General features: G+C 62.5%; 17 protein-coding genes. 10 read left to right on the top strand and 7 right to left on the bottom strand.

Annotated elements, in window-relative coordinates; translation table 11 throughout:
• Positions 1 to 248: 248 nt before the first annotated feature.
• The 3 genes from NX775_RS07260 to NX775_RS07250 form a co-directional block, all read right to left on the bottom strand.
• Positions 249 to 1,772 carry a SpoVR family protein gene (locus NX775_RS07260; RefSeq protein ID WP_258835392.1) on the bottom strand — a complete coding sequence of 508 codons (1,524 nt, stop codon included), beginning with the start codon at positions 1,770 to 1,772 and terminating at the stop codon, positions 249 to 251.
• A 42-nt stretch (positions 1,773 to 1,814) separates the two neighbouring features.
• Positions 1,815 to 3,086: a YeaH/YhbH family protein gene (locus NX775_RS07255; protein ID WP_258835391.1), complete on the bottom strand. Its 1,272-nt coding sequence runs from the start codon at positions 3,084 to 3,086 to the stop codon at positions 1,815 to 1,817.
• Positions 3,087 to 3,310: 224 nt separating this feature from the next.
• Entirely contained in the window at positions 3,311 to 5,233 is a 1,923-nt protein-coding gene (locus NX775_RS07250; RefSeq protein WP_258835390.1) for a PrkA family serine protein kinase, read from the bottom strand.
• Positions 5,234 to 5,751: 518 nt separating this feature from the next.
• On the opposite strand from NX775_RS07250, the gene NX775_RS07245 reads away from it, so the two are divergent.
• From NX775_RS07245 to NX775_RS07230, 4 genes are read left to right on the top strand one after another with little or no spacing between them, the layout of a single operon-like run.
• Positions 5,752 to 6,759 (top strand): adenosine deaminase, encoded by a 1,008-nt coding sequence (locus NX775_RS07245; protein ID WP_258835389.1) that lies wholly within the window; start codon positions 5,752 to 5,754, stop codon positions 6,757 to 6,759.
• 20 nt (positions 6,760 to 6,779) lie between these two features.
• Positions 6,780 to 9,311, top strand: coding sequence for an ABC transporter permease (locus NX775_RS07240; RefSeq protein ID WP_258835388.1), 2,532 nt, complete (start codon positions 6,780 to 6,782; stop codon positions 9,309 to 9,311).
• A 2-nt stretch (positions 9,312 to 9,313) separates the two neighbouring features.
• Complete coding sequence (locus NX775_RS07235) at positions 9,314 to 9,715, top strand: group II truncated hemoglobin (protein ID WP_258835387.1); 402 nt, start codon at positions 9,314 to 9,316, stop codon at positions 9,713 to 9,715.
• Between the two features lie 4 nt (positions 9,716 to 9,719).
• Positions 9,720 to 11,045 (top strand): DNA recombination protein RmuC, encoded by a 1,326-nt coding sequence (locus NX775_RS07230; RefSeq protein WP_258835386.1) that lies wholly within the window; start codon positions 9,720 to 9,722, stop codon positions 11,043 to 11,045.
• A 338-nt stretch (positions 11,046 to 11,383) separates the two neighbouring features.
• On the opposite strand, the gene moeA is transcribed toward NX775_RS07230, so the two are convergent.
• From moeA to NX775_RS07215, 3 genes are all read right to left on the bottom strand, one after another.
• Positions 11,384 to 13,249 (bottom strand): molybdopterin molybdotransferase MoeA, encoded by a 1,866-nt coding sequence (gene moeA, locus NX775_RS07225; RefSeq protein ID WP_307732145.1) that lies wholly within the window; start codon positions 13,247 to 13,249, stop codon positions 11,384 to 11,386.
• 33 nt (positions 13,250 to 13,282) lie between these two features.
• Entirely contained in the window at positions 13,283 to 14,395 is a 1,113-nt protein-coding gene (moaA, locus tag NX775_RS07220; RefSeq protein WP_258835385.1) for a GTP 3',8-cyclase MoaA, read from the bottom strand.
• Between the two features lie 187 nt (positions 14,396 to 14,582).
• Positions 14,583 to 17,777, bottom strand: coding sequence for an Rne/Rng family ribonuclease (locus NX775_RS07215; RefSeq protein WP_258835384.1), 3,195 nt, complete (start codon positions 17,775 to 17,777; stop codon positions 14,583 to 14,585).
• 660 nt (positions 17,778 to 18,437) lie between these two features.
• On the opposite strand from NX775_RS07215, the gene NX775_RS07210 reads away from it, so the two are divergent.
• The 3 genes from NX775_RS07210 to NX775_RS07200 all read left to right on the top strand — a co-directional run bounded on the left by NX775_RS07210 (position 18,438) and on the right by NX775_RS07200 (position 21,336).
• Complete coding sequence (locus NX775_RS07210) at positions 18,438 to 19,418, top strand: RluA family pseudouridine synthase (protein WP_258835383.1); 981 nt, start codon at positions 18,438 to 18,440, stop codon at positions 19,416 to 19,418.
• A 90-nt stretch (positions 19,419 to 19,508) separates the two neighbouring features.
• A complete protein-coding gene (locus tag NX775_RS07205) occupies positions 19,509 to 20,168 on the top strand; it encodes an HAD-IA family hydrolase (protein WP_258835382.1) in 660 nt (219 codons plus the stop codon).
• Between the two features lie 166 nt (positions 20,169 to 20,334).
• Positions 20,335 to 21,336 (top strand): S49 family peptidase, encoded by a 1,002-nt coding sequence (locus tag NX775_RS07200; protein ID WP_258835381.1) that lies wholly within the window; start codon positions 20,335 to 20,337, stop codon positions 21,334 to 21,336.
• Between the two features lie 459 nt (positions 21,337 to 21,795).
• Here the strand turns inward: NX775_RS07200 and NX775_RS07195 are convergent, their stop codons facing one another.
• Positions 21,796 to 22,206, bottom strand: a complete 411-nt coding sequence (locus NX775_RS07195; RefSeq protein WP_258835380.1) for a hypothetical protein — start codon at positions 22,204 to 22,206, stop codon at positions 21,796 to 21,798.
• A 214-nt stretch (positions 22,207 to 22,420) separates the two neighbouring features.
• Here NX775_RS07195 and NX775_RS07190 point away from each other — a divergent pair, with 214 nt between their 5' ends.
• From NX775_RS07190 to NX775_RS07180, 3 genes are all read left to right on the top strand, one after another.
• Entirely contained in the window at positions 22,421 to 23,137 is a 717-nt protein-coding gene (locus tag NX775_RS07190) for a pseudouridine synthase (protein WP_258835379.1), read from the top strand.
• 154 nt (positions 23,138 to 23,291) lie between these two features.
• The gene (locus NX775_RS07185) at positions 23,292 to 24,386 is read left to right on the top strand and encodes a phospholipase A (RefSeq protein ID WP_258835378.1); all 1,095 of its coding nucleotides are present in this window, start codon (positions 23,292 to 23,294) and stop codon (positions 24,384 to 24,386) included.
• A gap of 55 nt (positions 24,387 to 24,441) precedes the next feature.
• Entirely contained in the window at positions 24,442 to 25,464 is a 1,023-nt protein-coding gene (locus NX775_RS07180) for a fumarylacetoacetate hydrolase family protein (protein ID WP_258835377.1), read from the top strand.
• Positions 25,465 to 25,563: the final 99 nt, after the last annotated feature.

Here is a 25,563-nt window from a genome sequence, read left to right as displayed (position 1 = left end):
ACCTCCTTCGCCAAACTATATTACTTAGTTTTGCTAGGTACTTCACCACCATATTGCCATGACGTAGATGTGACAGCGCCAACATGTGATGACGGCAACATACCATGAAATTACGATATTGGCGATACCAAGCGAACACAAGTACGTACGTGTTCCTACGCACGCATGGTATTTACAGGTTAAGAGGGGTGAAAAGCGGGGTGGGCTGGATCGGCAGGGATGCCGATCCGTGTCTAGTAAACAGGCGATCAGCGCGTACGCTTTTCGCGCCGGCACTCGATAAAGCTGACAACATGGCCGTCAGGATCGGCTGTCTCGAGGCGAACGTCGAAGCCCCACAGGCGGGCCACATGCTTGAGGACTTCCTGGGCTTGCTGGTTGAGTGGGCGCCGGTTGTACTGGGTATGACGCAGCGTCAGCGCGCGGTCGTCGCGTGTATTGACTTGCCAGACCTGAATGTTCGGCTCGCGGCTGCCCAGATTGTATTGTTCGGCAAGCTTGTGGCGCACATAACGGTAGCCGGCGTCGTCATGGATGGCGGAGATGGACAGTTTGTCGCTGCGATCGTCGTCCAGCACGGCAAAAAAGTGAAATTCGCGGATCAGTTTTGGCGACAGGTACTGCGCAATGAAACTCTCGTCCTTGAAATTGCGCATTGCAAAGTCCAGTGTCTTGCGCCAGTCGCTGCCGGCGATGTTAGGGAACCAGATGCGGTCTTCGTCGGTCGGGTGTTCGCAGATGCGGCGGATGTCGCTCATCATCGCAAAACCGAGCGCATACGGATTGATCCCGCTGTAATACGGACTGTTGGCCGGCGGCTGATAGACGACATTGGTGTGGCTTTGCAGGAATTCGAGCATGAAGCCGTCGCCGACGATGCCTTCCTGGTACAGGTCCTGCAAGATCGTGTAATGCCAGAACGTGGCCCAGCCTTCGTTCATCACCTGGGTCTGGCGCTGCGGATAAAAGTATTGCGAGATCTTGCGGGTGATGCGCACGAGCTCGCGCTGCCATGGCTCCAGCAGCGGCGCATATTTTTCAATGAAGTACAGCAGATTTTCTTCGGGCTCGGGCGGAAAGCGCACTGGCGCGGCGCTGTGCACCTGTTCTTCGCGCAGTGGCAGCGTACGCCAGATGGCGTTGACTTGCGACTGGGCGTAGTCTTCGCGCTCTTTGGTGCGCGCCGCCTCTTGCGCTACCGACAGCTTGGCCGGGCGCTTGTAACGGTCCACGCCATGGTTCTGCAGCGCGTGGCATGAATCGAGCAATTCTTCCACCGCATCGATGCCGTGCCGCTGCTCGCATTCGGCGATGTAGTTCTTGGCGAATACCATATAGTCGACGATGGCGTCGGCATCGGTCCAGCTTCGGAACAGGTAATTGCCCTTGAAGAAGGAGTTGTGGCCGTACGCCGCGTGCGCGATCACCAGCGCCTGCATCGTCAGGCTGTTCTCTTCCATCAGGTAGGCAATACAGGGATTGGAATTGATGACGATTTCGTACGCCAGTCCCATCTGGCCACGGCGGTAGCTTTTCTCGGTGCTCAGGAAATGCTTGCCGAACGACCAGTGGTTGTATGACACCGGCATCCCGACCGAGGTGTAGGCATCCATCATTTGCTCGGCGGTGATGATCTCGAGCTGGTTCGGGTAGGTGTCGAGGCCATAGCGTTGGGCCACACGCCTGATTTCTTCGTGCGCCTGCTCGATCAGGTCGAAAGTCCATTCCGACTGTTCGGGCAGGGCGCGCGGGTTGTCCGGATCTCTTGGCATGAGGTACCTCGCTGCTGTTGGCTGGTTCGGCTGTTCGCGCGGCTACTTGGCCTGCTTTTTAAACAGTTCGCGGAACACCGGATAGATATCGGCCGGGGTCACGATCTTTTGCATCGCAAAGTTGCGGTGCTGGCTGGCGACGTCACAGTATTGTTCCCACAGATTCTGTGGCGGGCCGTCCGTGATTTCGACATACGTGTAGTACTGAACGCGCGGCATGATCGCACTGGACAGGATCTGCTTGCACAGCACCGAATCGTTGTCCCAGTTGTCGCCGTCTGAGGCTTGCGCCACGTAGGCATTCCAGTCGGCGCTGCCGTAGCGTTCGTTGATGACTTTTTGCAGCAGGTGCAGGGCCGACGACACGACGGTGCCGCCCGATTCGCGCGAATGGAAGAACTCGTTCTCGTCGACCTCGGCCGCCGCCGTGTGGTGGCGGATGAAGACCACATCGATTTTCTCGTACACGCGTTTCAGGAACAGATACAGCAGGATGAAGAAGCGCTTGGCCGTGTCCTTGCGCGTTTCGTCCATCGACCCCGACACGTCCATGATGCAGAACATCACCGCCTGGGTACTTGGCTTGGGAACCTTGATCCGGTTGGCGTAGCGCAGGTCGAATGGGTCGATGAACGGAATCGCATTGAGCCGGATCCGCAGGTGATGAATGTGGTCGCGCAGTTCGATGACGCCCTGGTCGTCGGCCGGTGCACCTTCGTCGAACAAGGCCTGCAATTGTTCCTGGGCCTCGGCCAACTGGCGCCGCGTGGGCCCGCCCACGGCAATGCGCCGGCCCAGGGCGCCGCGCAGCGAGCGCAGCACGTGGATATTCGAGGGGGTGCCCGAGACGTTGTAGCCGGCGCGCTGATTCTTGTACTCAATGGTCTGGGTCAACTGCGTCTTGACCATATTCGGCAGCTCGAGGTCTTCGAAGAAATAATTCATGAATTCTTCGCGCGACAATTCAAAGATGAAATCGTCCTCGACGGTCTGGTCGCTGTTGCCGGGGCGGCCGCGGCCGGCGCCGGCGCCACCGCCGCGCGGGCGGCTGAACTGGTCGCCTTTTTGATATTCGGTATTGCCGGGGTTGACGGTTTCCCAGACGCCGCCATGGGCGTGGCCGAAGTGGGGCTCGTTCACGTCCTTGACGGGGATGGTGACCTTTTCGCCGTTTTCGATATCGGTGATCGAGCGGCCTTTGATGGCGCGGCCGACGGCATCCTTGATCTGCGCCTTGTAGCGGCGCAGGAAGCGTTCGCGGTTGACCGCAGACTTGTTCTTGCCCTCCAAGCGACGGTCGATGAGGTAAGTCAAAACAGGCCTCCTGCTCAATGTAAGCGCGGATCTGGCGTGTTGGACACGCCGTTGGCGCTGTGGCGCTGCCTTTCAAACAGCAGCGCCCTTATCTTAATACGCTACGTGAACGGACGTGCGGCGCACGCACAGCGCGGGACGTTGCCGGCAGGCGGCCTGCGGCCAGCTGGCAACGCTGTTGCTCATGCACTCTTGCTCATGCTCAGTTGCTCATGCGCTGATGCTTACGACGATTTGCGCACGCGCAGATACCACTCGCACAGCAACCGCACCTGCTTCGGCGTATAGCCTTTCTCGACCATGCGCGCCACGAAATCGGCGTGCTTGTTCGCATCCTCGGTATTCGCCTTTGCATTGAATGAAATCACCGGCAGGAGTTCCTCGGTATTCGAGAACATTTTTTTCTCGATCACACTGCGGAACTTTTCATAACTGGTCCAGGCCGGATTTTTACCGGCATTGGTGGCGCGTGCACGCAGGCTGAAGTTGACGATCTCGTTGCGGAAATCCTTCGGATTCGAAATCCCGGCCGGCTTCTCGATCTTTTCCAGTTCGGCGTTGAGCGACTCGCGATCGAAACTCTCGCCGGTATCGGGATCGCGAAATTCCTGGTCCTGGATCCAGAAGTCGGCGAACGTGACGTAACGGTCGAAGATGTTCTGTCCATACTCGGAATAGCTTTCCAGGTACGCCGTTTGAATCTCCTTGCCAATGAAATCGACATAGCGCTGCGCCAGGTGTTCCTTGATATACGACAGGTAGCGCTGCTCGGTCTCGGGTGGGAATTGCTCGCGCTCGATCTGCTGCTCGAGCACGTACAGCAGGTGCACCGGATTGGCCGCCACTTCGGTATTGTCGAAATTGAACACCTTCGACAGGATTTTGAAAGCAAACCGCGTCGACAAGCCGTTCATGCCTTCGTCCACGCCTGCGTAATCGACATATTCGTGCAGCGACTTGGCTTTGGGGTCGGTGTCTTTCAGGTTGTCGCCGTCATACACGAGCATCTTGGAATAGATGCTGGAATTGTCGGGATCCTTCAGGCGCGAGAGCACGGCAAACTGCGACATCATGCGCAGCGTACCCGGGGCGCAGGGCGCCTTGTCGAGCGACGAATTGCGCAGCAGCTTGTCGTAGATTTTCACTTCGTCCGACACCCGCAGGCAATACGGCACCTTGACAATATAGATGCGGTCGAGGAACGCCTCGTTATTGCGGTTGTTGCGGAAGGTCTTCCATTCGGACTCGTTCGAGTGGGCCAGCACGATGCCGTCGAACGGGATCGCGCCAAAGCCTTCAGTGCCCTTGTAATTGCCTTCCTGCGTGGCCGTGAGCAGCGGGTGCAGCACCTTGATCGGCGCCTTGAACATCTCGACAAATTCCATCAGGCCCTGATTGGCCAGGCACAGGCCGCCCGAATAGCTGTAAGCGTCCGGATCGTCCTGCGAGAAATCCTCGAGCTTGCGGATATCGACCTTGCCGACGAGGGACGAGATGTCCTGGTTGTTTTCGTCGCCCGGTTCGGTCTTGGAAATGGCAACCTGCTTGAGGATCGACGGGTAGCGCCGCACGACGCGGAACTTGTTGATGTCGCCGCCGAATTCGTGCAGGCGCTTGACGGCCCAGGGACTTGGCACCGCGCGCAGATAGCGGCGGGGAATGCCGTAATCCTCTTCGAGGATCTTGCCGTCTTCGTCTTCGCTGAACAAGCCCAGGGGCGACTCGTTGACGGGCGAACCCTTGATCGCATAAAAGGGCACCAGCTCCATCAGGCTCTTGAGTTTTTCGGCAATCGACGATTTGCCGCCACCCACCGGGCCCAGCAGATACAGGATCTGCTTGCGTTCTTCCAGGCCCTGCGCCGCGTGGCGGAAATACGAAACGACCTGTTCGATCACTTCTTCCATGCCATAAAACTCGCGAAACGCCGGATAGATCTTGATGACCTTGTTGGCAAAGATGCGCGACATGCGCGAATCGAGACGGGTATCGACCAGCGTGGGTTCGCCAATGGCGGCGAGCATGCGCTCCGGTGCGCTGGCATAGGTCAGCGGGTCACGCTTGCACATCTGCAGGAACTCGGACATCGAGTATTCCTCTTCGCGAGTACGCTCATAGCGGGCCGTGTAATTTTCAAAGATGTTCATTGAATTTCCTTTAATGTGCCAACAACGAATCACTGTCACAGCAGCGCATGGCGCTGCCCGGGGGCCCGGTTATTTTTGGCGTACTCCTTGTTCGGTCGTCACGTGCGGCGCCAGTGTGGTCGGCGTCGTGGATGGTGCGCGTGCGATTGCTTGTTGTCGATCCGGAAATATCGAACTAACCGCAGTGTGGAGAGCGTCTTTTTGCGTTACTGAAATTTATTATGTGCCTAATAGTTTCCGAAGTCAAAGTCGTGTTGCACGACATGATGAAGTGGTAACAAGTGCTTGATTTAACAATGAAAAGTTTGCTTTTTTCCTGCGCTGCGCGTGCATGCGGGCTGTGATGCAAAGCGTAGCGAGTTTTCGTCAACTGTACAACAGCGGTGCGTGCGTAGCAGGCGCTGCCCCATGATGAACTCACGCTTTTTCGCTATGGCATGAGCCGATTGCACGCATGCGTTACACTTGCCGGTCGCCTCAACGCGACCTTATTCACTGAACACCTGTTGGAGAACACCATGCTTGACGATCGCTTGCGCACCCTGCTGCAGAACATGCCCAAGGCTGAACTGCACATCCATATCGAGGGCTCGCTCGAGCCAGAACTGATTTTTGCTCTGGCACAAAGAAATAACGTCCAGCTGGCCTATGCCTCGGTCGAAGCGTTGCGCGATGCCTACGCTTTCAGCGATCTGCAATCGTTCCTCGATATTTACTATGCGGGTGCCAGCGTGTTGCTGACCGAGCAGGACTTTTATGACATGACCGCCGCCTACCTGGCGCGTGCCCATGCTGACAATGTCCGCCACACCGAAATCTTCTTCGACCCGCAAACACACACCGCGCGCGGCGTGCCGTTTGAGACCGTCATCAACGGCATCTGGCGCGCCTGCCAGGATGCGCCGCTGAGCGCCGAACTGATCATGTGCTTCCTGCGCCACCTGTCGGAAGACGACGCGATCGCCACGCTGGACGAGTCACTGCCGTACCGCGACAAGTTCATCGGCGTGGGCCTGGATTCGTCCGAGGTCGGCCATCCGCCCGAGAAGTTCGCGCGCGTGTTCGAGCGCGCCCGCAACCTGGGTCTGCGCCTGGTCGCGCATGCCGGCGAAGAAGGCCCGCCGGCCTATATCGAAAGCGCGCTCGACGTGCTCAAGGTCGAGCGTATTGACCACGGCGTGCGCAGTCTGGAAAGCCCGGCGCTGGTCGAGCGCCTGGTGCGCGAGCAGATGGCGCTGACCGTGTGCCCGCTGTCGAACATCAAGCTGCGCGTGTTCGACGTCATGGGGTCGCACAATCTGCGCACCTTGCTCGACGCGGGTCTGGCCGTCACGGTCAACTCGGACGATCCGGCCTATTTTGGCGGCTACGTCAACGAGAACTACTTCGCTGCCTTTGACGCCTTGCCGCTGGATGCGACGCACGCGCGGCAACTGGCGCGCAACAGCTTCCAGGCCGCCTTCATCGACCCGGAGCGCAAGCGCGCCTTCCTGGCCGAAGTCGACGACTTCTTCGCCAACGCCTGACCCAACCACGGAGCGACGCCATGTTCGTCCAGGCACTTCGCATGACGGCGCGCGACTGGCGCGCCGGTGAACTGCGCTTCCTGCTGGTGGCGCTCATCGTCGCCGTGGCGGCGCTCACGTCGGTCGGCTTCTTCACTGATCGCATGCGCGCCGGCATGGACCGCGACGCGCACCAGCTGCTGGGCGCCGACCTGCTGGTCAAGACCGATGATCCGGTGCCCCAGGCCTGGCGCGACGAAGCGGCGCGGCGCGGCCTGCTGCTGGCCGACACGGTGACTTTCCCGAGCATGGCGCAGGCAGGCGAGGGCGATGAGTCGCTGGCGCAGCTCTCGTCGATCAAGGCGGTGTCAGCGGGCTACCCGCTGCGCGGCCAAATGAAGATCACGACCGACCCGGTCGCGGCCAGTGGCGCGCGCGGCGAGCCGACACGCGCCGTCCCGGCGCCGGGTACCGTGTGGGTCGACCCTGGCCTGCTCGCGCAGTTGTCGACGCAGGTGGGCGGCATGCTCACGCTGGGGAACAGCCAGTTGCGCATCACGCAGCTGATCGCGACCGAGCCCGATAAAGGCGCGTCGTTCGCGAACTTCGCGCCGCGCGTGATGCTGTCGATGGCCGATCTGAAGGCCACGGGCCTGGTGGACGATTTCGCGCGCGTGGACTTCCGGCTGCAGATTGCCTCGACCAACCGCAACGACCTGACTGCCATCAAGGCTTATGAAACCTGGCTGCGCGCACAGATCAGGGACGGCAACCTGAAGGGTGTGCGCATCGAGACGCTCGAGAACGGGCGCCCGGAGATGCGTGCGACGCTCGATCGGGCAGGTTTGTTCCTGTCGCTCGTGGGCCTGCTGTCGGCGATGCTGGCGGCGGTGGCCGTGGCGATGGCGGCGCGCCGCTTCATGAGCCGCCACCTGGATGCCTGCGCCATGCTGCGCTGCCTGGGCCTGACCCAGAACCAGGTCACCGTCATGTACGTGACCGAATTTGCCCTCATCGGCTTGCTGGGCAGCGTGATTGGCGTGCTGGTGGGTTTTGGCGCGCACTTCGTGCTGCTCGAACTGATCGCATCGCTGATCCGCACCGAGCTGCCGCCGGTCTCCATCCTGCCGGCGCTGCAGGGCGTGGCCACGGGCATGCTGCTGCTGGTGGGCTTTGCGCTGCCGCCGATTCTGCAATTGCGCAATGTGCCGCACAACCGCGTGATCCGGCGCGAAGCCGGCGCGCCGCAACCGGCCGCTTTGGCGACCTATGGCCTGGGCGTGGGCGCGTTCGTCCTGCTTCTCTACTGGCAGGCGGGCGACCTGACGCTGGCGCTGATCACGGCCGGCGGCTTCCTCGGCGGCTTCGCGGTGTTTGCGCTCGTGGCGTGGCTGGGCCTCAAGCTGCTGCGCCGCATGCGCAACCTGTTCCCGCAGCAGGCCTGGCGCTTTGCCGTCACGTCGCTGCAGCGCCGGCCCGGCGCCACGGTCGTGCAGGTGGTCTCGCTGTCGCTCGGCCTGATGGCGCTGCTGCTCCTGACCGTCGTGCGGGGCGACCTGATGGCGGCCTGGCAGTCGGCCACGCCGGCCGATGCGCCGAATCGCTTCGTGATCAACATCCTGCCCGAGCAGACAAAGGGCGTTGAAGACCAGCTGCAGGCGGCCAACGTGAAGGAACCGGTGCTGTTCCCGATGATCCGCGGGCGCCTCACGGCGATCAACGGCGCCGCCATCAAGAGCGACACCTTCGCCGACGGCGAGGCGCGCCGCCTGGCCAACCGCGAATTCAACCTGTCGACAACCAATGCGCTGCCGGAGGGGAACGAGGTCGTCGACGGTGCCTGGTTCAGGGACGCCCCTGGCCTGGCCGAAGCGTCGGTCGAGAAGAGCATCATGGACCGCCTTGGCCTGAAGCTGGGCGACAGCCTGCGCTTCGACATGGCTGGCCTGATGGTGGACGCGAAGATCACCAGCGTGCGCAAGCTTGAATGGGGCTCGATGCGCGCCAACTTCTTCGTCATCATCAATCCCGCCGCGATGGCCAATGCGCCGACCACCTACATGACGGCGTTCCACGTGCCGGCCGAAGGCGCGAACCTGGGCAATGCGCTCACGCGCGCGTACCCGAACCTGACCGTGGTCGACGTCTCGGGCATCATCCGCCAGCTGCAGGACGTGCTGGATCAGGTGGTGGTGGCGGTCGAATTCCTGTTCCTGTTCACGCTGGCCTCGGGCGTGCTGGTGCTGTATGCGGCGCTGATGGGATCGACCTCCGAGCGCACGCGTGAAGGCGGCCTGCTGCGGGCGCTGGGCGCAACGCGCCAGCAACTGGCGCGGGCGCAGCGGATCGAGTTCGTGCTGGTGGGTGGGCTGTCGGGCCTGCTCGCCGCGACGGGCGCTGCGGCGCTGGGCTGGGCGCTGGCGACGTACCAGTTCAAGTTCCCGTGGACGTTCGCGCCGGGCGTGTGGCTCGCTGGCCTGGTGGTCGGCATTCTGTGCGCGATTATCGGCGGCTGGTTCGGCTTGCGCGGCGTGCTGCGTCAGCCACCGCTGCAAACCTTGCGGGAGGCGTGAGCATGCAAGATACGCAAGCCGACACGCCAACGCTGTACGAGATCATGGGCGGCGCCGAGCGCCTGCGCGCGCTGGTGGACCGCTTCTATGACCTGATGCAGCTCGAGCCGGAGTTCGCCAACATCCACGTGATGCACCCGGTGCCCAATGACAGCTCGCGCGACAAGCTGTTCATGTTTTTGTCCGGGTGGATGGGCGGTCCGGACCTGTATATAGAACGCTACGGCCATCCGCGCCTGCGCGCGCGTCACCTGCCGTATGCGATCGGCACGAAGGAGCGCGACGCGTGGCTGCGCGCGATGGCGTGGGCGATGGAAGACCTGGGCTATGACGAGGCGCTTCGGGTCCGCCTGCTGACGTCCTTCTTCGAGACCGCCGACTGGATGCGCAACAAAGCCGATTGAGACAATGACGACAGCAGAAATTCTGATCCTGGTGAGCCTCGCGCTCATCATCGCCTTGCTGGTGCTGGTCTTGCTGCGCCTGCGCGGCAGCGGCGATGGCAACGGCGCGCACATCGAACGGCTCGAGCGCGAGCTGCGCCAGGAACTGCAGGCCAGCGCGCAATCGACGCGCCAGGAGACCGCCGGCCACCTGGCCCAGTATCACAACGCGTCGGTCCAGCAATTTGACAGCATGCGTCAGCAGATGCAGCTGCAATCGAGCAGCGGACGGGAAGAGCAGGCGCGCGCGCTCAAGCGCTTTGCCGACACGCTGCAGCAAACGCTGGGCAACCTGACCGAATCGAACGCCCAGCGCATGCTCGAAGTGCGCAACACGCTGGAGTCAAAAATCCGCGACCTGCAGGCGGACAATGGCAAGCGTCTGGAAGAGATGCGCCAGACGGTCGACGAAAAGCTGCACGCGACGCTGGAAACGCGGCTGACGGAATCGTTCCGCCAGGTGTCGGAGCGGCTGGAAAAAGTCCACCAGGGCCTCGGCGAGATGCAGCAACTGGCCATCGGCGTGGGGGATCTCAAGCGCGTGCTCACCAACGTGAAGACGCGCGGCACGTGGGGCGAGGTACAGCTGGAGATGCTGCTCGAGCAGGTATTGACGGTCGAGCAGTATGCGAAGAACGTCGAGACAGTGGCAGGCTCGAACGCGCGGGTGGAGTTCGCGATCAAGCTGCCGGGCACCGTCGACGGCGGCGCGCCGTTGTGGCTGCCGATCGACGCCAAGTTCCCGAAGGAGCAGTACGAACGCCTGCAGGCCGCGGCCGACATTGCGGACGCCGAAGGCGTCATCCGCGCCGGCGCCGAGCTGGAACGGGCAGTGCGGCGCGAGGCGCAAACCATCTGCGACAAATACGTCTCGCCGCCACAGACGACGGATTTCGCGATCCTGTTCCTGCCGACCGAGGGCCTGTACGCCGAAGTGATGCGCCGCCCGGGCCTGGCCGACGACCTGCAGCGCACGCTGCGCGTGACGATCGCCGGCCCGTCGACGCTGAGCGCCTTGCTCAACAGCCTGCAAATGGGCTTCCGCACGCTGGCGCTGGAAAAGCGCTCGTCCGAAGTGTGGCAGGTGCTGGGCGCAGTCAAAACCGAATTCACCAAATTCGGCGACGTGCTGGCCGCCACCAAGACGACGCTGGAGCGCGCCGCCAAAAACATCGAAAACGCCGAAGTGCGCAGCCGCCAGATGGCCCGCAAGCTCAAATCCGTCGAAGCACTCCCAAGCGAAGCCGCCCAATTACTCCTGGGCTCTGACGGCCTGGAACGCGAAGACTGACAGCACCGCTACAATTTTCCCCAAGTCACAAAAACAATCAGGGTCAGAGTAGAATTAATGGGCAATTACCCAATGTTGTCAAACAATTCGACTCTGACCCTAATTGTTTTAGAGGGTTTTTAACCGCCAAACGCCAAATCTGATTCCGCCTGGAACTCAATTTCCAGGATAACTCGATTTAGTCGAAAAAACAGCCAAAATTAATTAGGGTCAGAGTCGAATTAATGGGCAATTATCCAAAGTTGTCAAACAATTCGACTCTGACCCTAATTGTTTTGTAAGGGTCTGGGGGCAACAATTTGGTGATCGCGGTAGGTGTGGAGTTGCGTCTGGGGGGCTTAGAACAGGCCTTCGAATGGCAGGATGTCGACCATGTCGCCAGCGGCCACGCTGCCTTGCTCATCGTGCAGTACCACCATGCAGTTGGCTTCGGACATTGAGCGCAGGATGCCTGAGCCTTGGGCGCCGGTGAGGCGCACTTCAGGTGTGCCGTCGGCGCTGCGTGTGATGATGCCGCGCTGGTATTCGGTGCGGCCTGGTTTCTTGCGGATTGCTTCGGACGAGCGTGCCTGCAGCAGCGGCAGTGGGGCGTTCGCGCCCATCATCTGCAGAAGCGCGTCGCGCGCGAAGAAGTAGAACGACACCATCACGGCCACCGGATTGCCCGGCAGGCCGAACAGGAAGGCGCTGCGGCCGTTCGATGTGACGCGCCCGAATGCCAGCGGGCGGCCAGGGCGCATGCCCACTTTCCAGAACGTGACGTCGCCCAGCTGCGCCATCACCTGTTTGGTGTAGTCGGCCGCGCCGACCGAGACGCCGCCCGACGTGATGATCGCGTCGGCGTTTTCGCAGGCGGTGCGCAGTGCGTCTTCCAGCGCTTCCGGGCTGTCGCGCACGACGCCCATGTCGATGATCTCGCAGCCGAGGCGCTGGAGCATGCCGTAAATCGTGTAGCGGTTGCTGTCGTAGACGCAGCCTTCGCCCAGCGGCTCGCCGATCGAGCGCAGTTCGTCGCCGGTCGAGAAGAACGCCACGCGCAAGCGCCGTTGCACGGGGATTTCGGCAAAGCCCAGCGATGCGCACAAGCCCAGGTCGGATGGCCGGATGATGCGGCCGGCCTTCAGGGCGGCGCTGCCGGCCTTCAAATCTTCGCCCGCCAGCCGGCGGTTGTCGCCGGCGCGGATAGCGCCGGCTCGCACGGTCATCGCGACGTCGTCGCCGTTGTCGGCAAATTCCTGCGGCAGCACGCTGTCGCAGCCGGCCGGCATTACGCCGCCCGTCATGATGCGTACGCACTCACCGGGACCGGGCACGACCGCGGACGGCTTGCCGGCATAGACAATATCGACCACCTTGAACGTCGCCACGCCGTCCAGCGGCAGGTCGGCGCCGCGCAGCGCGTAGCCATCCATCGCCGAATTGTCGTGCGCCGGCACGTTGATCGGCGAGACCAGGTCGCGCGCCAGCACGCGGCCCAGGCTTGCGCGCAGCGCCACCATTTCGACGGCGCGCACCGGCTGCACGAATTCGCAGATGATGCGCTGGGCGTCGCGCACCGGCAGCGCGTTCGGGTCATAGCCGTTGATGCAGCTGGCCACCTGGGCCAGGCTGGCAGGGAAGGCCGGTTGTTCGAGCCCGCGCAGCTCGTCGAGCGTGTTGATGTTGCGGAAGGCGTCAGCATCGTCGAACACGACTTCAACGGCCTTGATATCGCGGTACCAGCCGTCGACCCGGCGGCCGCCCTGGGCCAGATAGGCCGACAACACGGGCAGCCGGTCGGCACGCACCAGGCAGAACACAGGATGCGGCTGGACCAGCATGCCTGCTTCCTGCGTCGCGGCGTAGGCCACGTCGGCGTCGTGCTCCTGGAGCGCAGCGAACAGGCGCGCGGCCAGGTCAAGTGGCAGGAATGGCGAATCACATGGTACCGTCAGCAGATACGGCGTGGTGCAGTGACGCAAGCCCGTTTCGAGCCCGGCCAGCGGGCCCGGAAAATCCGCCATCTCGTCGGTCAGCACGGGCGCGCCAAATGCGCGGTACGTGTCGAGATTGCGGTTGGCGTTGATTGCGAGCGGCCCGACCTGCGGCCGCAGGCGCGCCAGTACGTGCTCGACCATCGTGCTGGAGCGGAACGGCTGCAAGCCCTTGTCCACATTGCCCATGCGCGAGCCACGCCCGCCCGCCAGAACCAATCCGCTGATCAAGCCTGCCTCCATCGTTTGATTAACCACCGGCTGTCAGCCACCAATATAGGACATTTCAACCCGGCGCGGTCCGTCCAGCTGGCCGGTGCCGGTCTCTGCCGAGCGGGTTTCGGAATAGCGGTCGGCCCGGCCGCGCCACAGTTGCGCGATGGCGCCGCTCAGGGCCAGGTCGTCATGGCCTTCGCGCAGCAGTGCGCGCATATCGTGGCCGCGTGTGGCGAACAGGCAGGTGTACAGCTTACCTTCGGTCGACAGGCGCAGGCGGCTGCAGTCGCCGCAGAACGCCTGCGTGACGCTGGAAATCACGCCGATCTCGCCGTCGCCATCGACGTAGCGCCAGCGCGAGGCGGTCTCGCCGCTGTAGTTGGCGGCCACCGGCACCAGCGGCAGCTCGGCCGAGATACGGCGCACCACGTCGCCCGACGGCACGACGTCGCGCATGTCCCAGCCGTTCGACGCGCCCACATCCATGAATTCGATGAAGCGCAGGATCGTCGGTGAGCCCTTGAAGTGGCGCGCCATCGGCAGGATCTGATCGACATTGGTGCCGCCCTTTACGACCATATTGACCTTGACCGGCCCCAGGCCCACGGCATGTGCGGTATCGATGCCATGCAGCACATCGGCCACCGAAAAATCGACATCGTTCATGCTGCGGAATACGCCGTCGTCGAGCGCGTCGAGCGACACCGTGACCCGGTCCAGCCCCGCATCTTTCAGGGCTTGCGCCTTGCGTGCCAGGATCGAGCCATTGGTCGTCAAAGTGAGGTCGAGCGGACGGCCACTGGGGGTAGGGAGCGCACGCAGCATGCCGACCAGGCGTTCGAGATTCTTGCGCAGCAGTGGTTCGCCGCCCGTCAGGCGCAGTTTTTCGACGCCGTGTGCGACAAACAGGCGCGCGACGCGCGTAATCTCTTCGAACGACAGCAGGTCGCCGTGCGGCAGATATTGGTAATCCTTGTCGAACACTTCCTTCGGCATGCAATACACGCAGCGGAAATTGCAGCGGTCGGTGACGGAAATGCGCAAGTCGTGCAGCGGCCGGCCGAGCGCGTCGCTCAGCAGGCCCGTAGGTGCTTCCGGCACGGCCGGGACCCGCAGCTTCGATGAGCGCAGGTCATTGATAAGGATGATTTTTTCAGCCATTCCAATACGATAGCATGCGCCCGGGAATACTGCCGGGCGAGGGTGTGTCGTTGGAGGGAGTAATGCGGCCCAAATGCGTCGTTCCCGCGAAGGCGGGAACCCAAGGTACCAGCGTTATCGCAACGCTAATCAACTTGGATTCCCGCCTGCGCGGGAACGACGTACGCTACGGCTTATTGCTTAGTGCTTACTGACGGCTGGTATCGACCTGCACCAGCGGCTCGTCGACCGGCACGACGACCGGCTTGCGGGCACGGCCAACGCGCACCGGCGTGGCAGCTTGCGCTGCTGCGGCCTGAGCGGCGCGCAGCTTTTCAGGATCGGTCGCGGCCAGTTGCAGGCCCGCTTCGGCCAGCATGTCATCCAGCTTTGGCGCAGGGGTAGAAGCCACTGGCGCAGGCGCCGTGGTCACTTGCGCGGCTGCCACCGGCGCTGGCTCGACGGCCACGGCGGTCACAGGCTCGACCACTGGCGCAGGGGCGACTTCCACCACCGGCGCCGGCTCGACAGGCGCTGGTGCAGGAGCAGCCTCGGCCACGACCGGTTCAGCAACGTGTTCAGCCGCCACCGATGCCGCCGTCGGGAACATGACCGGTTCGGTCGATGCTGGCGCCGGTGCTGGTGCCGAAACTTCTGCCGGCGCGCCCATCGATGCTGCCGTCGGGAAGTTGACTGGCTCAACATTGGCAGGCGCCGCCTCGGTCGTCGTTGCCGCCATCGATGCCGACGTCGGGAACATCGTGCCCTCGACCGGCGCCGCTTGCGCAACCACCGGTGCAGCCGCTGGTACTGCAGCTGTAGTTGCAGCTTGCGCCGCATCATCCTTGGCAGCAATCGATGCCGAGGTCGGGAACGGCCACGGCGCCTGGGCGCCGGACTGCGCCTGCTTGCCGCGGGCGGCGCGGGCGGCTGCTGCCACCTTGGCAACTTCTTCGTCCGCTACCGGCGCGAATGCTGGTGCGTCTTCGTTGCCTTCGCCGCCTTCGCCTTCGATCTGATCACGATCGCGACGGTTGCGGTTACGGCCACCGCGACGACGACGACGGCGTGGCTCGTCGCCATCCATCTCGACTTCTTCACCATCCGGGCCGATCGTGGTCACCGATTTGATGACTTGCTGCACGACTTCCTGGCTGCCTTCCGGACCCGTGGTGGTCACGGCGACGGTGGTGTTCGACACCACCTGGCTGACATTGATTTCATCGAGCTTGGCTTCGATGACCTGGGTGGTGCGTTCCGTACGCTCGGTGCGCTCGCGCGGCTGACGTGGCTGGCGCTCTTTGCGCTCGCCGCGTTCAGGACGCTCGGCACGTTCCGGACGCTCGGCGCCTTCGGCACGTGGCGCGGCATCGGCCGGGTCGCGTGGTTCACGTGGCTCGCGACCTTCGCGCGGTGGGCGTGGCGGGCGCGGCGGGCGTGGTGGACGCGCTTCGGCGTCCGGGCCCTTGGCCAGCTCTTCGCCCGGTGCGGCGGTCTTGGCAACTGGCTCACGCTCTTCGCGCTCACGGCCCGGCTTGCCAGCTGGACGGCCACCGGTGCGGCCATTCTTGGTGCGGTTGTTGCGGTCGCGCTCTGCCTGCGCAGGGGCGGCGACAGGCACTTCCACCAGCACGGCCGGTGCGGCGCCTTTCGGTTCTGGCTTGCCGAAGAAGAAGTTGCGCAGCTTGGCAAAGAAACCTTCTTCTTCCACTGGCGCAGGCACGGGCACCGCCACAGCAGGGGCGACGGCCGGCTTGACTGGCTTGGCCGCCTCGCTGCGGTCGACCAGCGGCGCAGGCTGGGCCGGGGTGATCGTCTTGACGACGGCTTCCTGGCGCGGCTTGGCTTCTTCTTTCTGGCGTTTCGCGTAGGCCATGTCGGTATCGGCCGACTCGGCCATCGCGTAGCTGGCGTGTGCGTCTTCGAGGCGCGGATCGTCGTGCTTGATGCGCTCGAGCTTGTAATGCGGCGTGTCCAGATGCTTGTTCGGGATCAGGATCACGGTGATGCGGTGGCGGTTCTCGATCTTGAGCACTTCGCCACGCTTTTCGTTCAGCAGGAAGGCGGCGACATCGACGGGCACCTGCACGTGGATGGCGGCCGAATTTTCCTTCATCGCCTCTTCCTGGATGATGCGCAGGACTTGCAGGGCCGACGATTCGGTATCGCGGATGTGGCCGGTGCCCGAGCAGCGCGGGCAGGTCACGTGGGAGCCTTCGGACAGCGACGGACGCAGGCGCTGGCGCGACAGTTCCATCAGGCCGAAGCGCGAAATCTTGCCCATCTGGACGCGGGCGCGGTCATGGTGCAGCGCATCCTTGAGGCGCTGTTCGACTTCGCGCTGGTTCTTGGCCACTTCCATGTCGATGAAGTCGATCACGATCAGGCCGCCCAGATCGCGCAGGCGCAGCTGGCGCGCCACTTCGTCGGCTGCTTCGCAGTTGGTGTTGAAGGCGGTCGTTTCGATGTCCGAGCCGCGCGTGGCGCGGGCCGAGTTGACGTCGATCGAGACCAGCGCTTCGGTGTGGTCGATCACGATGGCGCCGCCCGATGGCAGCGGCACGGTGCGCGCGTAGGCGGTTTCGATCTGGTGTTCGATCTGGAAACGCGAGAACAGCGGCACGTCGTCGCTGTAACGCTTCACGCGGTGCGCCATGTCGGGCATCACGTGGCTCATGAACTGCTGCGCCTGTTCATAGATTTCGTCGGTGTCGATCAGCACTTCGCCGATGTCCGGCTGGAAGTAATCGCGGATCGCGCGGATGACGAGCGACGATTCCTGATAGATCAGGAACGCGCCGTTGGACGACTTGCCGGCGCCTTCGATCGCGCGCCACAGTTGCATCAGGTAGTTCAAGTCCCACTGCAGTTCTTCGACGTTACGGCCGATGCCGGCAGTGCGGGCGATCACCGACATGCCTTGCGGCAGGTCGAGCTTGTCCATCGTTTCGCGCAGTTCCTGGCGTTCTTCGCCTTCGACGCGGCGCGATACACCACCGCCGCGCGGGTTGTTCGGCATCAGGACGAGGTAGCGGCCGGCCAGCGAGATGAACGAGGTCAGGGCAGCGCCCTTGTTGCCGCGTTCTTCTTTTTCGACCTGGACCATGATTTCCTGGCCTTCGCGCAGCGCTTCCTTGATGGAGCAATTGCGCACGTCGACACCTTCACGGAAATACGTGCGGGCGACTTCTTTGAAGGGGAGGAAACCGTGGCGGTCTTCGCCGTAGCTGACGAAGCAGGCTTCGAGGGAGGGTTCGATGCGGGTGATGACACCCTTGTAGATATTCGACTTGCGCTGTTCGCGACCGGCAGTCTCGATATCGATGTCGATCAGCTTCTGGCCATCGACAATAGCGACGCGCAGCTCTTCTTGCTGCGTCGCGTTAAACAACATGCGTTTCATTTTTAGTACTCCGTGACCCGGGGGCCGTGTGAAGGCCGCCCTCACGGGCGGCGCAGCTACAGGGATGTATGCGGGGACGGGTGACAGGAGGGGGTATGCCCGGGCGTGCGGTACAGCAAAGTAATTCGCTGCCGCAACGGGGCGCTGTGGGGCCGAACGTCATTGTCTAAACACGCCGCAACTTTTGTTCGTTACCTGCCACCACATTGGGGTTGGCACAGCAACGAACAAGGGAGGGTGTGCCACAGCCAGCCGACCCTGGGCGCCAGCAACCGACCGGCCTGGAGGCGAAGAGACAGCCTTGCTCAAGCGGTGTGGATGCTGCAGCAGCGGGGTCGGCGAAAACGACAAGCGTTATCGACACCATCAACCGGCAAGCACTTTGTTAAGGATGCTTGCTGGTACTTATCCTTAAGAATCCTGACAATCCAATCCGGCATCATTGCGCGCAATCCGATTACAAATCGGTTGCAACCTTGATTGGCGCAAGGATGTGCGTACACGTTCTTTCCATCGAATTTGCACTTGGCGGGGCCGATGGGGCGTGCCCCAGTGTAAAATTTCATTTTAATTCTTACACCAGCAGAGGTTTGACCGCCGCCTGTCGATTATATATTCAAAATGAAGGACTTAGAGAGAATTTCTGGGAAGACAGACCGAATGGCAATGCAGAACGATAGTGTCCCCCCTTCATCCCCCGCAGCACTGCAAGCGCAGTTCGTGACAATCGACGAAGAAGAAGCCGGCCAGCGCATCGACAACTACCTGTTGCGTGTCTGTAAAGGCGTACCAAAGAGCCACATCTACCGTATCCTTCGCTCCGGCGAAGTCCGTGTCAACAAGGGCCGCATCGACCAGTTGTACCGCCTGGTTGCCGGTGACACCGTCCGCATTCCACCCATCCGCATCGCCGAAAAGTCGGCCGAACACGCCGCGCCGGGCGCCGAATTTGCGGTTGTCTATGAAGACGCGCATCTGCTCGTGATCGACAAGCCCTGCGGCGTGGCCGTACACGGCGGCTCGGGTGTGTCGTACGGCGTGATCGAACAATTGCGCGCCGCGCGCCCGCAAGCGAAGTTCCTGGAGCTGGTACACCGACTCGACCGTGAAACCTCGGGCCTCTTGTTGATCGGCAAAAAACGCAGCGCGCTGACGCACCTGCATGACCAGATGCGCGAAGGCACGACCGACAAGCGTTACTATGCAGCCGTGAAAGGCGACTGGGTGAACAAGCGCCAGCACATCCGCTTGCCGCTGCATAAATACACGAGCGCCGAAGGTGAGAAGCGCGTGCTGGTCCAGGCCGGTGGTCAGGAAGCGCACACGATTTTCAGTTTGTTAAAAAAATGGCACAATTTCGCCTTACTTGAAGCTGAGCTCAAGACAGGGCGCACGCACCAGATCCGGGTTCACCTGGCCTCGTCGGGCTTTCCAATCCTGGGCGACGAAAAGTACGGTGACTTCGCGTTCAACAAGCAATTGCACAAGGCGACCGACAGCCGTGGCGCGCTCAAGCGCATGTTCTTGCATGCGCACCAGATCACGTTCACGCATCCGGATTCGGGCGAGCGCATGACCTTGCGCGCGCCGATGCCGGCCGAGTGCGAGCGCTTCCTGACCAGTCTGGGCGCCCCGGTGTAACACCATCAGGCGCACAGCAACCAATCGCGCAAGTACGACAGCGCACCAATAAAAAACAACAGGGGACCGGCGGCCTTGCCGCCACTAATTATGGCTAGAAAACAATTCGACCTGATCGTCTTCGATTGGGACGGCACCTTGATGGACAGTACTGCCGCCATCGTCAAGTGCATCCAGGCGGCGGCGCGCGACCTGGGCTTGCCGGTGCCGACCGACTCGTCGGCCGCGCACGTCATCGGCCTCGGCCTGGCCGAAGCGATGCAGGCGGTGATGCCCGACATCCAGCCGGCGCTGTATCCACGCATGGTCGAGCGCTACCGGCACCATTTCCTGACCAAGGACCACCAGTTGGTGCTGTTCAAAGGCGTGCCCGAGATGCTCAGTGCGTTGTCGAACGAAGGTTACTTTTTGGCCGTGGCCACGGGCAAGAGCCGGGTTGGTCTGAACCGCGCGCTCAATGCGACCGGGCTGCTGTCGATCTTCGATGCAACACGTTGCGCCGATGAGACATTCTCCAAGCCGCACCCGGCGATGCTGCAGGAACTGACACGCGAGCTTGGCCAGGATTTGCGGCGGACGGTGATGATCGGCGACACAACACACGATTTGTTAATGGCCACCAATGCCGGCGCCGCCGGTATCGCAGTCGAGTTCGGCGCCCATCCGGTCAGCCAGCTCCACGCCTGCCAGCCATTGTTCTCTGCCAGGAACATCCCTGAGCTGCATGACTGGCTTCTCGAGCACGCCTGAAGTCCGGTCGACAGGTACGCCAAGCACGGGCCAGCTGCAGGCCCGCAGTGTACGGGTGGTTTTGCCGACCGTACGCGACGGCGCTGGCACGATATACTGATTGCCGCACGAACAGCCCCGCGCGTGACGCGCGGGGACGGCGTTTCGTCGTCCACCTTCCGACTTTATGAGTGACCATACGAGCATTGACCAACCTGGCGACAGCCGGCTCGCGTCGAATCCGACGATGAGCAACTGGGAGCGCGACACGCTCGAGAAACTGGTATTTGCCACTGTCCAGGAGCGCCGCTCTGCGCGCCGCTGGAGCATCTTCTTCAAGCTCGGCTTCCTGACCGTGGCGTTGCTGGCCCTGTGGGCCTACTACGACTTCAACTTCGCCAGCGGCGACACCGAAAACCTCGGCCGCCACACCGCGCTGATCGAAATCAACGGCGAGATCGAAGCCGAAGGCAGCGGCGCGGCCGACACCGTGATCCCGTCGCTGAACAAGGCGTTTTCCGATCCCGGCTCGGCCGCCGTCGTGCTGCGCATCGACAGCCCGGGCGGCAGCCCGGTGCAGGCCGGCATCATCGTCGACGAAATCCAGCGCCTCAAGCGCGGCTATCCCGACAAGCCGCTGTACGTTGTCGTCGACGAGATCTGCGCCTCGGGCGGCTACTACATCGCCTCGGCCGCCGACCGTATTTACGTCAACAAGGCCTCGATCGTCGGCTCGGTCGGCGTGCTGATGGACAGCTTCGGCTTTACCGGCACAATGGAAAAGCTGGGGGTCGAGCGCCGCCTGCTGACGGCCGGCGAGAACAAGGGGTTTCTCGATCCGTTCAGCCCGCAATCGGAAAAACACCGCGAACATGCCCAGGAGATGCTCAACGAAATCCACCAGCAATTCATCTCGGTGGTGCGCGCCGGGCGCGGCAAGCGCCTGAAAGAAACGCCCGAGACGTTCTCGGGCCTGTACTGGACCGGTGCACGCGCCATCGACATGGGCCTGGCCGATGCCTTTGGCACGGTCGACACCGTGGCGCGCGACATTGTCAAGGCCGAAGACATCGTCGATTACACGGCGCACGAAGGCTTGCCGGAACGGGTGCTGAAGAAATTTGGGGCGTCGGTGGGTGAAAGCGCCGTTCGGGCGGCGTATCACAGCGCCGTGCCCAAATTACGCTGAGCATGTTGTCCTTGAAACCAGAGGATATGCGGCTATAGTGAAACGGTGGCCGACGCTGCGGTGGATCAGTCAAGCTGCTTGCCCATTGATCCCGGACGGTGAACGCTGGCGACCGCACTCCTGTGCGGTTTTCGAGAGAATTTTTATTCCTCGCGGTAAGACTGTCCCGGGCACGTGCATGCGCGCAGCGGGAATGGAAACGACGGCTCAGGCCGTCGTTTTCTTTTGGGGGGAGCAATATGCGTCGATGCGTCCAACTTGTTTTTGCATGCGTTGAACGCGTGGGCGGGTCTTCCCGCCCACGCGTTCAACGCACGTTCGCTTATCACGGAGCACGCTTGGTTTGAACGCGTGGGCGGCGCAGTCGCCCACCCTACGTCTGCCGGCCAGGCGGTCGTGTTTTTTTTGGTGGACAGGGAGTGCGGCTGGCGCTGCCGTGACGGGCGTTTCAAGGCCTGATCAGGCTGCCGCACTGGCGGCGTCGTCATCGCGGGCGGTGCGGCGTGACGGGTGGTGCAGTTCGTTGTCGTTGCAGTGGTCGGGCACGCTGTTATCTGCCTGGGGCGCCCCGGGCGACAAGAGGCGCGGCGGGTGCCACATGGTGGGCTGGCGTAATGGTGGCAAATCGTCATGCTGGGCAAAGCCGCCGCGTTCGAGCCAGTCCTGATGGTCCCCGCCGACGCGTGCAAACCACGCGGCGCGCAGCCGGAACTGGTCGTGATGCGGCAAGGGACGGGCGCCGCTGCTCCAGCGCGACAATGCCATCAGCGTGGGAAAAAGCGCCGCATGGGCTCGTGCAAGGCGTTGGCGCGCGCAATGCACTTCATGCGGGGAAAGCTTTTCGTAGCAGGGATCGAGATCATCGTTCACGTTCAGTCCTGTTCTCTGACGGAATTGCACCTTGATGTATGGCAAACAACCATCAGGGTCGTTAGGCGGATTCCTAACATGTTGAAGTCTATCAATAAGAATTTCTGCAGACTTGACGCTGCTCAAATGAATCGCGGCATGCATGTTGACTAAAAAACATTGCCCTCGCTGTCAGCCTGTTCCCGCCGAACCTGTTCTGGTAAAGTCTCGCCCCATGAGTAAATTGTCCCTAGACCGCATCCTGCAATCGCAGGGATTCGGCACCCGCAAGTACTGCCGCGCCCTGATCGAGGATGGCGACGTCACCATCAATGGCGAGGTTGCCGATAACTTCAAGGCCACCTTCGAGACCGACGGCCTGGTGCTGACCGTGTTCGATGAGGAGTGGGCGTACCGCGAGCATGTCTATATTGCGCTGTACAAGCCGGCCAACTTCGAATGCTCGCGCAAGCCGAGCCACCATCCGGGCGTGCTGACCCTGTTGCCAGAGCAATTTACCTGGCGCGATGTGCAGCCGGTTGGCCGACTCGATCATGACACGACCGGTCTGCTCCTGATGTCGGACGACGGCCCGTTCATCCATGCGCAATCGTCGCCCAAGCGCCACGTGCCGAAGGTGTACCACGCCACCACGGCCGAGCCCGTGACCGAGGAACTCGTCGCCAGGCTGCTCGCTGGCGTGCAGTTGCACGACGAGCCGGCGCCATTGAAGGCGGTGTCGTGCGTCAAGCTGGGTGAACAATCCATCGAGATCGTGCTGGAGCAGGGCAAATACCACCAGGTCAAGCGCATGCTGGCCGCTGCCGAGAATCACTGCAGCGCGCTGCACCGGGCCCAGATCGGGGGCTTGACGCTGGCCGCGCTGGGACTCGAAGAAGGCGAGTGGTGCTTCCTTGATCAGGCACAGCTCGACCTGCTCGTACCTGGCTGACATACCACATCCGCATGCTGTTGTGGAAATTTCACAACGGAACATGCTTAACCACAATATTCGTGCGACATAGTCAGCCGATTTCCGCGACACTCCGTTCCGACGGCGTCCGGGCACCGGTTGTCGCACGAATGAATTTTCCAGAAAAATAACCATGTACGCATACCGACCGAGCCTCTCCCATTCCCTCGCCCTGATTCCATTGCTGCTGGCGCTGCCAGTCATGGCACAGAGCCAGCCGGCCACCCTGGCCGAATGCACCCCGATCCTCGACAGCGCCCAGCGCCTCGCCTGCTTTGACCGCGTTGCGAGCACCGGCAGCGCCGCTGCCGCGAGCACCGCATCGACCCCGGTCGTCGCACCGGCCGTGGCCGCCCAGAGCGCGTTCGACGCACCGCTGAACAGCGCCGTCGACCACACCGCCACCGTCGATCCAACCGTCCAGGCCGCCGCTGAATACACGCTGAGCAGCCATTGGGAACTCGATCCGCGCGACAAGCGCGGCGCGTTCAAGTTCCGTCCGCACCACCCGAACTACCTGATCGCCACCCGCACCCACCGCCCGAACGAAGCGCCGTATGCGGACTTCCTGGCGACCGACCCGGATGCCGAAGGCTTGTCGAAGGCCGAACTGGAATTCCAGCTCAGCGTGAAGATGAAACTGGTCGAGACCCTGTTTGAGCAACCGATCGACGTCTGGTTTGGCTACACCCAGAATTCGTTCTGGCAGGCGGCCAACCACAAGGCATCGAGCCCGTTCCGCGAAACCAATTACCAGCCGGAGATCATGGCTGTCATGCCACTGGACTTCGCGCTGGCCGGCATCAATGTGCGTTTCCTGAACCTGGGCTTCGTGCACCAGTCGAACGGCCAGTCGTCGAGCCTGTCGCGTAGCTGGAACCGCTACTACGCCCAGGTCGGCCTGGAACGTGGTCCGCTGACCATGACCGCCAAGCTCTGGAAGCGGGTCAATGAATCGCTGGAAGACGACAACAACCCGGATATCACCGATTACATGGGTCGCTTCGAGCTGGCGGGTAATTACCGCATGGGTAGCGGCCACGAAATCTCGGCCCTCGTACGCCGTAACTTCAGCACCGACAAGGGTGCAGTCCAGGTCGGCTGGGCATTCCCGCTCGTCGGCCCGATCAAGGGCTATGTCAATGCGTTCGCCGGCTATGGCCAGAGCATGATCGACTACAACTACTTCCAGCGCAGCCTGGGCGTCGGTGTCATCGTCAAGTATTGATCGCTTCACACCAGCCGTACCGTAGAATGGCGGGCTTGATTCTTCGAGCCCGCCCATGAAACTTGCCTCGCTGGACGACGGCACCCGCGACGGCCAACTGGCCGTGGTGTCGCGCGACCTGTCCACTGCCCACATTGCCGACGGCATCGCGCCGAGTCTGCGCGCCGCGCTCGATGACTGGGTCTTCATCGCCCCGCAACTCGATGCACTTTACCGTCAACTGAACGACGGCAAGGGCGACGCCAAAGCGCGCCGCGCGTTCGACTTCGACCCCACCCGTTGCATGGCGCCATTGCCGCGCGCGAGTGCCCGCGTGTGCGGGGCCACCTATTTGCACCATCACGACCTGGAACAACGCGCACTTGGCGGCAGCTTGCCGTCCGCATGGCGCGACGCGCCGCAGCTGCGCCAGGCCGCAGCCGATGGGTTGCTCGGCCCCACGCAGGATCTGGTGCTGGCGCGCGAAGAATGGGGCATTGACTTTGGCGCCGAACTGGCCATCGTCAGCGGCGACCTGCGCCAGGGCGCGACGCCCGATGCGGCGCTGGGCCAGATCCGCCTGCTGCTGCTGGCCAATGACATTTCGCTGCGCAATCTGGCGGCGGATGCGCTGGCGGCGGGTTTCGGCCTGCTGCAGGCGAAACCGGCCACGGCCTTTGCGCCAGTGGCGGTCACCCCGGACGAATTGGGCGACGCCTGGGTGGCGGGGAAGGCCGCGCTGCCGCTGCGCGTGCGCTTCAACGGCAATCCGGTCGGCACGCTCGAAGCGGGCGAGGACATGACGTTCAATTTTGCGCAGCTGCTGTCGGTGCTGGCACTGACGCGGCCAGTGACGGCCGGGACGGTTGTCGGCTCGGGCGTGGTGTCGAACCGGGCAACCCGGCGCCACACGCCGGGCTACGCCAGCCTTGCCGAGGCGCGCTGGATCGAGATGGCCGCTGGCGGCGACGCGGTCACGCCGTTCATGCGCTTTGGCGATACGGTGCGCATCGAGATGCTCGACGAGAAGGGCGCATCGCTGTTTGGGGCCATCGAGCAGACGCTCAAGGTCGGACGATGTGAGGTCGCGGGTCGTTGAACTTGCAACATGCAAGGCGTCCGGACATAACAGAACGGTCGGGTAGAACGTTCGTGCGATTAATGTCCTTACCCAGTGATTCTCCCCGATTGGGTAATA

Source organism: Massilia aurea, assembly GCF_024753205.1.
Classification (GTDB): domain Bacteria; phylum Pseudomonadota; class Gammaproteobacteria; order Burkholderiales; family Burkholderiaceae_D; genus Telluria; species Telluria aurea.
Note: the sequence above shows the minus strand (reverse complement) of the source record. Positions and strands in the feature narration are given on the sequence as shown.

Bases quoted from the DNA above. Each gene is read 5' to 3' on its own strand.
- NX775_RS07185 (WP_258835378.1), top strand. From the start codon at position 23,292: ATGTACGCATACCGACCGAGCCTCTCCCATTCCCTCGCCCTGATTCCA.
- NX775_RS07235 (WP_258835387.1), top strand. From the start codon at position 9,314: ATGCAAGATACGCAAGCCGACACGCCAACGCTGTACGAGATCATGGGC.
- NX775_RS07180 (WP_258835377.1), top strand. From the start codon at position 24,442: ATGAAACTTGCCTCGCTGGACGACGGCACCCGCGACGGCCAACTGGCC.
- NX775_RS07245 (WP_258835389.1), top strand. From the start codon at position 5,752: ATGCTTGACGATCGCTTGCGCACCCTGCTGCAGAACATGCCCAAGGCT.
- NX775_RS07210 (WP_258835383.1), top strand. From the start codon at position 18,438: ATGGCAATGCAGAACGATAGTGTCCCCCCTTCATCCCCCGCAGCACTG.
- NX775_RS07250 (WP_258835390.1), bottom strand. From the start codon at position 5,233: ATGAACATCTTTGAAAATTACACGGCCCGCTATGAGCGTACTCGCGAA.
- NX775_RS07200 (WP_258835381.1), top strand. From the start codon at position 20,335: ATGAGTGACCATACGAGCATTGACCAACCTGGCGACAGCCGGCTCGCG.
- NX775_RS07215 (WP_258835384.1), bottom strand. From the start codon at position 17,777: ATGAAACGCATGTTGTTTAACGCGACGCAGCAAGAAGAGCTGCGCGTC.
- NX775_RS07260 (WP_258835392.1), bottom strand. From the start codon at position 1,772: ATGCCAAGAGATCCGGACAACCCGCGCGCCCTGCCCGAACAGTCGGAA.
- NX775_RS07230 (WP_258835386.1), top strand. From the start codon at position 9,720: ATGACGACAGCAGAAATTCTGATCCTGGTGAGCCTCGCGCTCATCATC.
- moaA (WP_258835385.1), bottom strand. From the start codon at position 14,395: ATGGCTGAAAAAATCATCCTTATCAATGACCTGCGCTCATCGAAGCTG.
- NX775_RS07205 (WP_258835382.1), top strand. From the start codon at position 19,509: ATGGCTAGAAAACAATTCGACCTGATCGTCTTCGATTGGGACGGCACC.
- NX775_RS07190 (WP_258835379.1), top strand. From the start codon at position 22,421: ATGAGTAAATTGTCCCTAGACCGCATCCTGCAATCGCAGGGATTCGGC.
- NX775_RS07240 (WP_258835388.1), top strand. From the start codon at position 6,780: ATGTTCGTCCAGGCACTTCGCATGACGGCGCGCGACTGGCGCGCCGGT.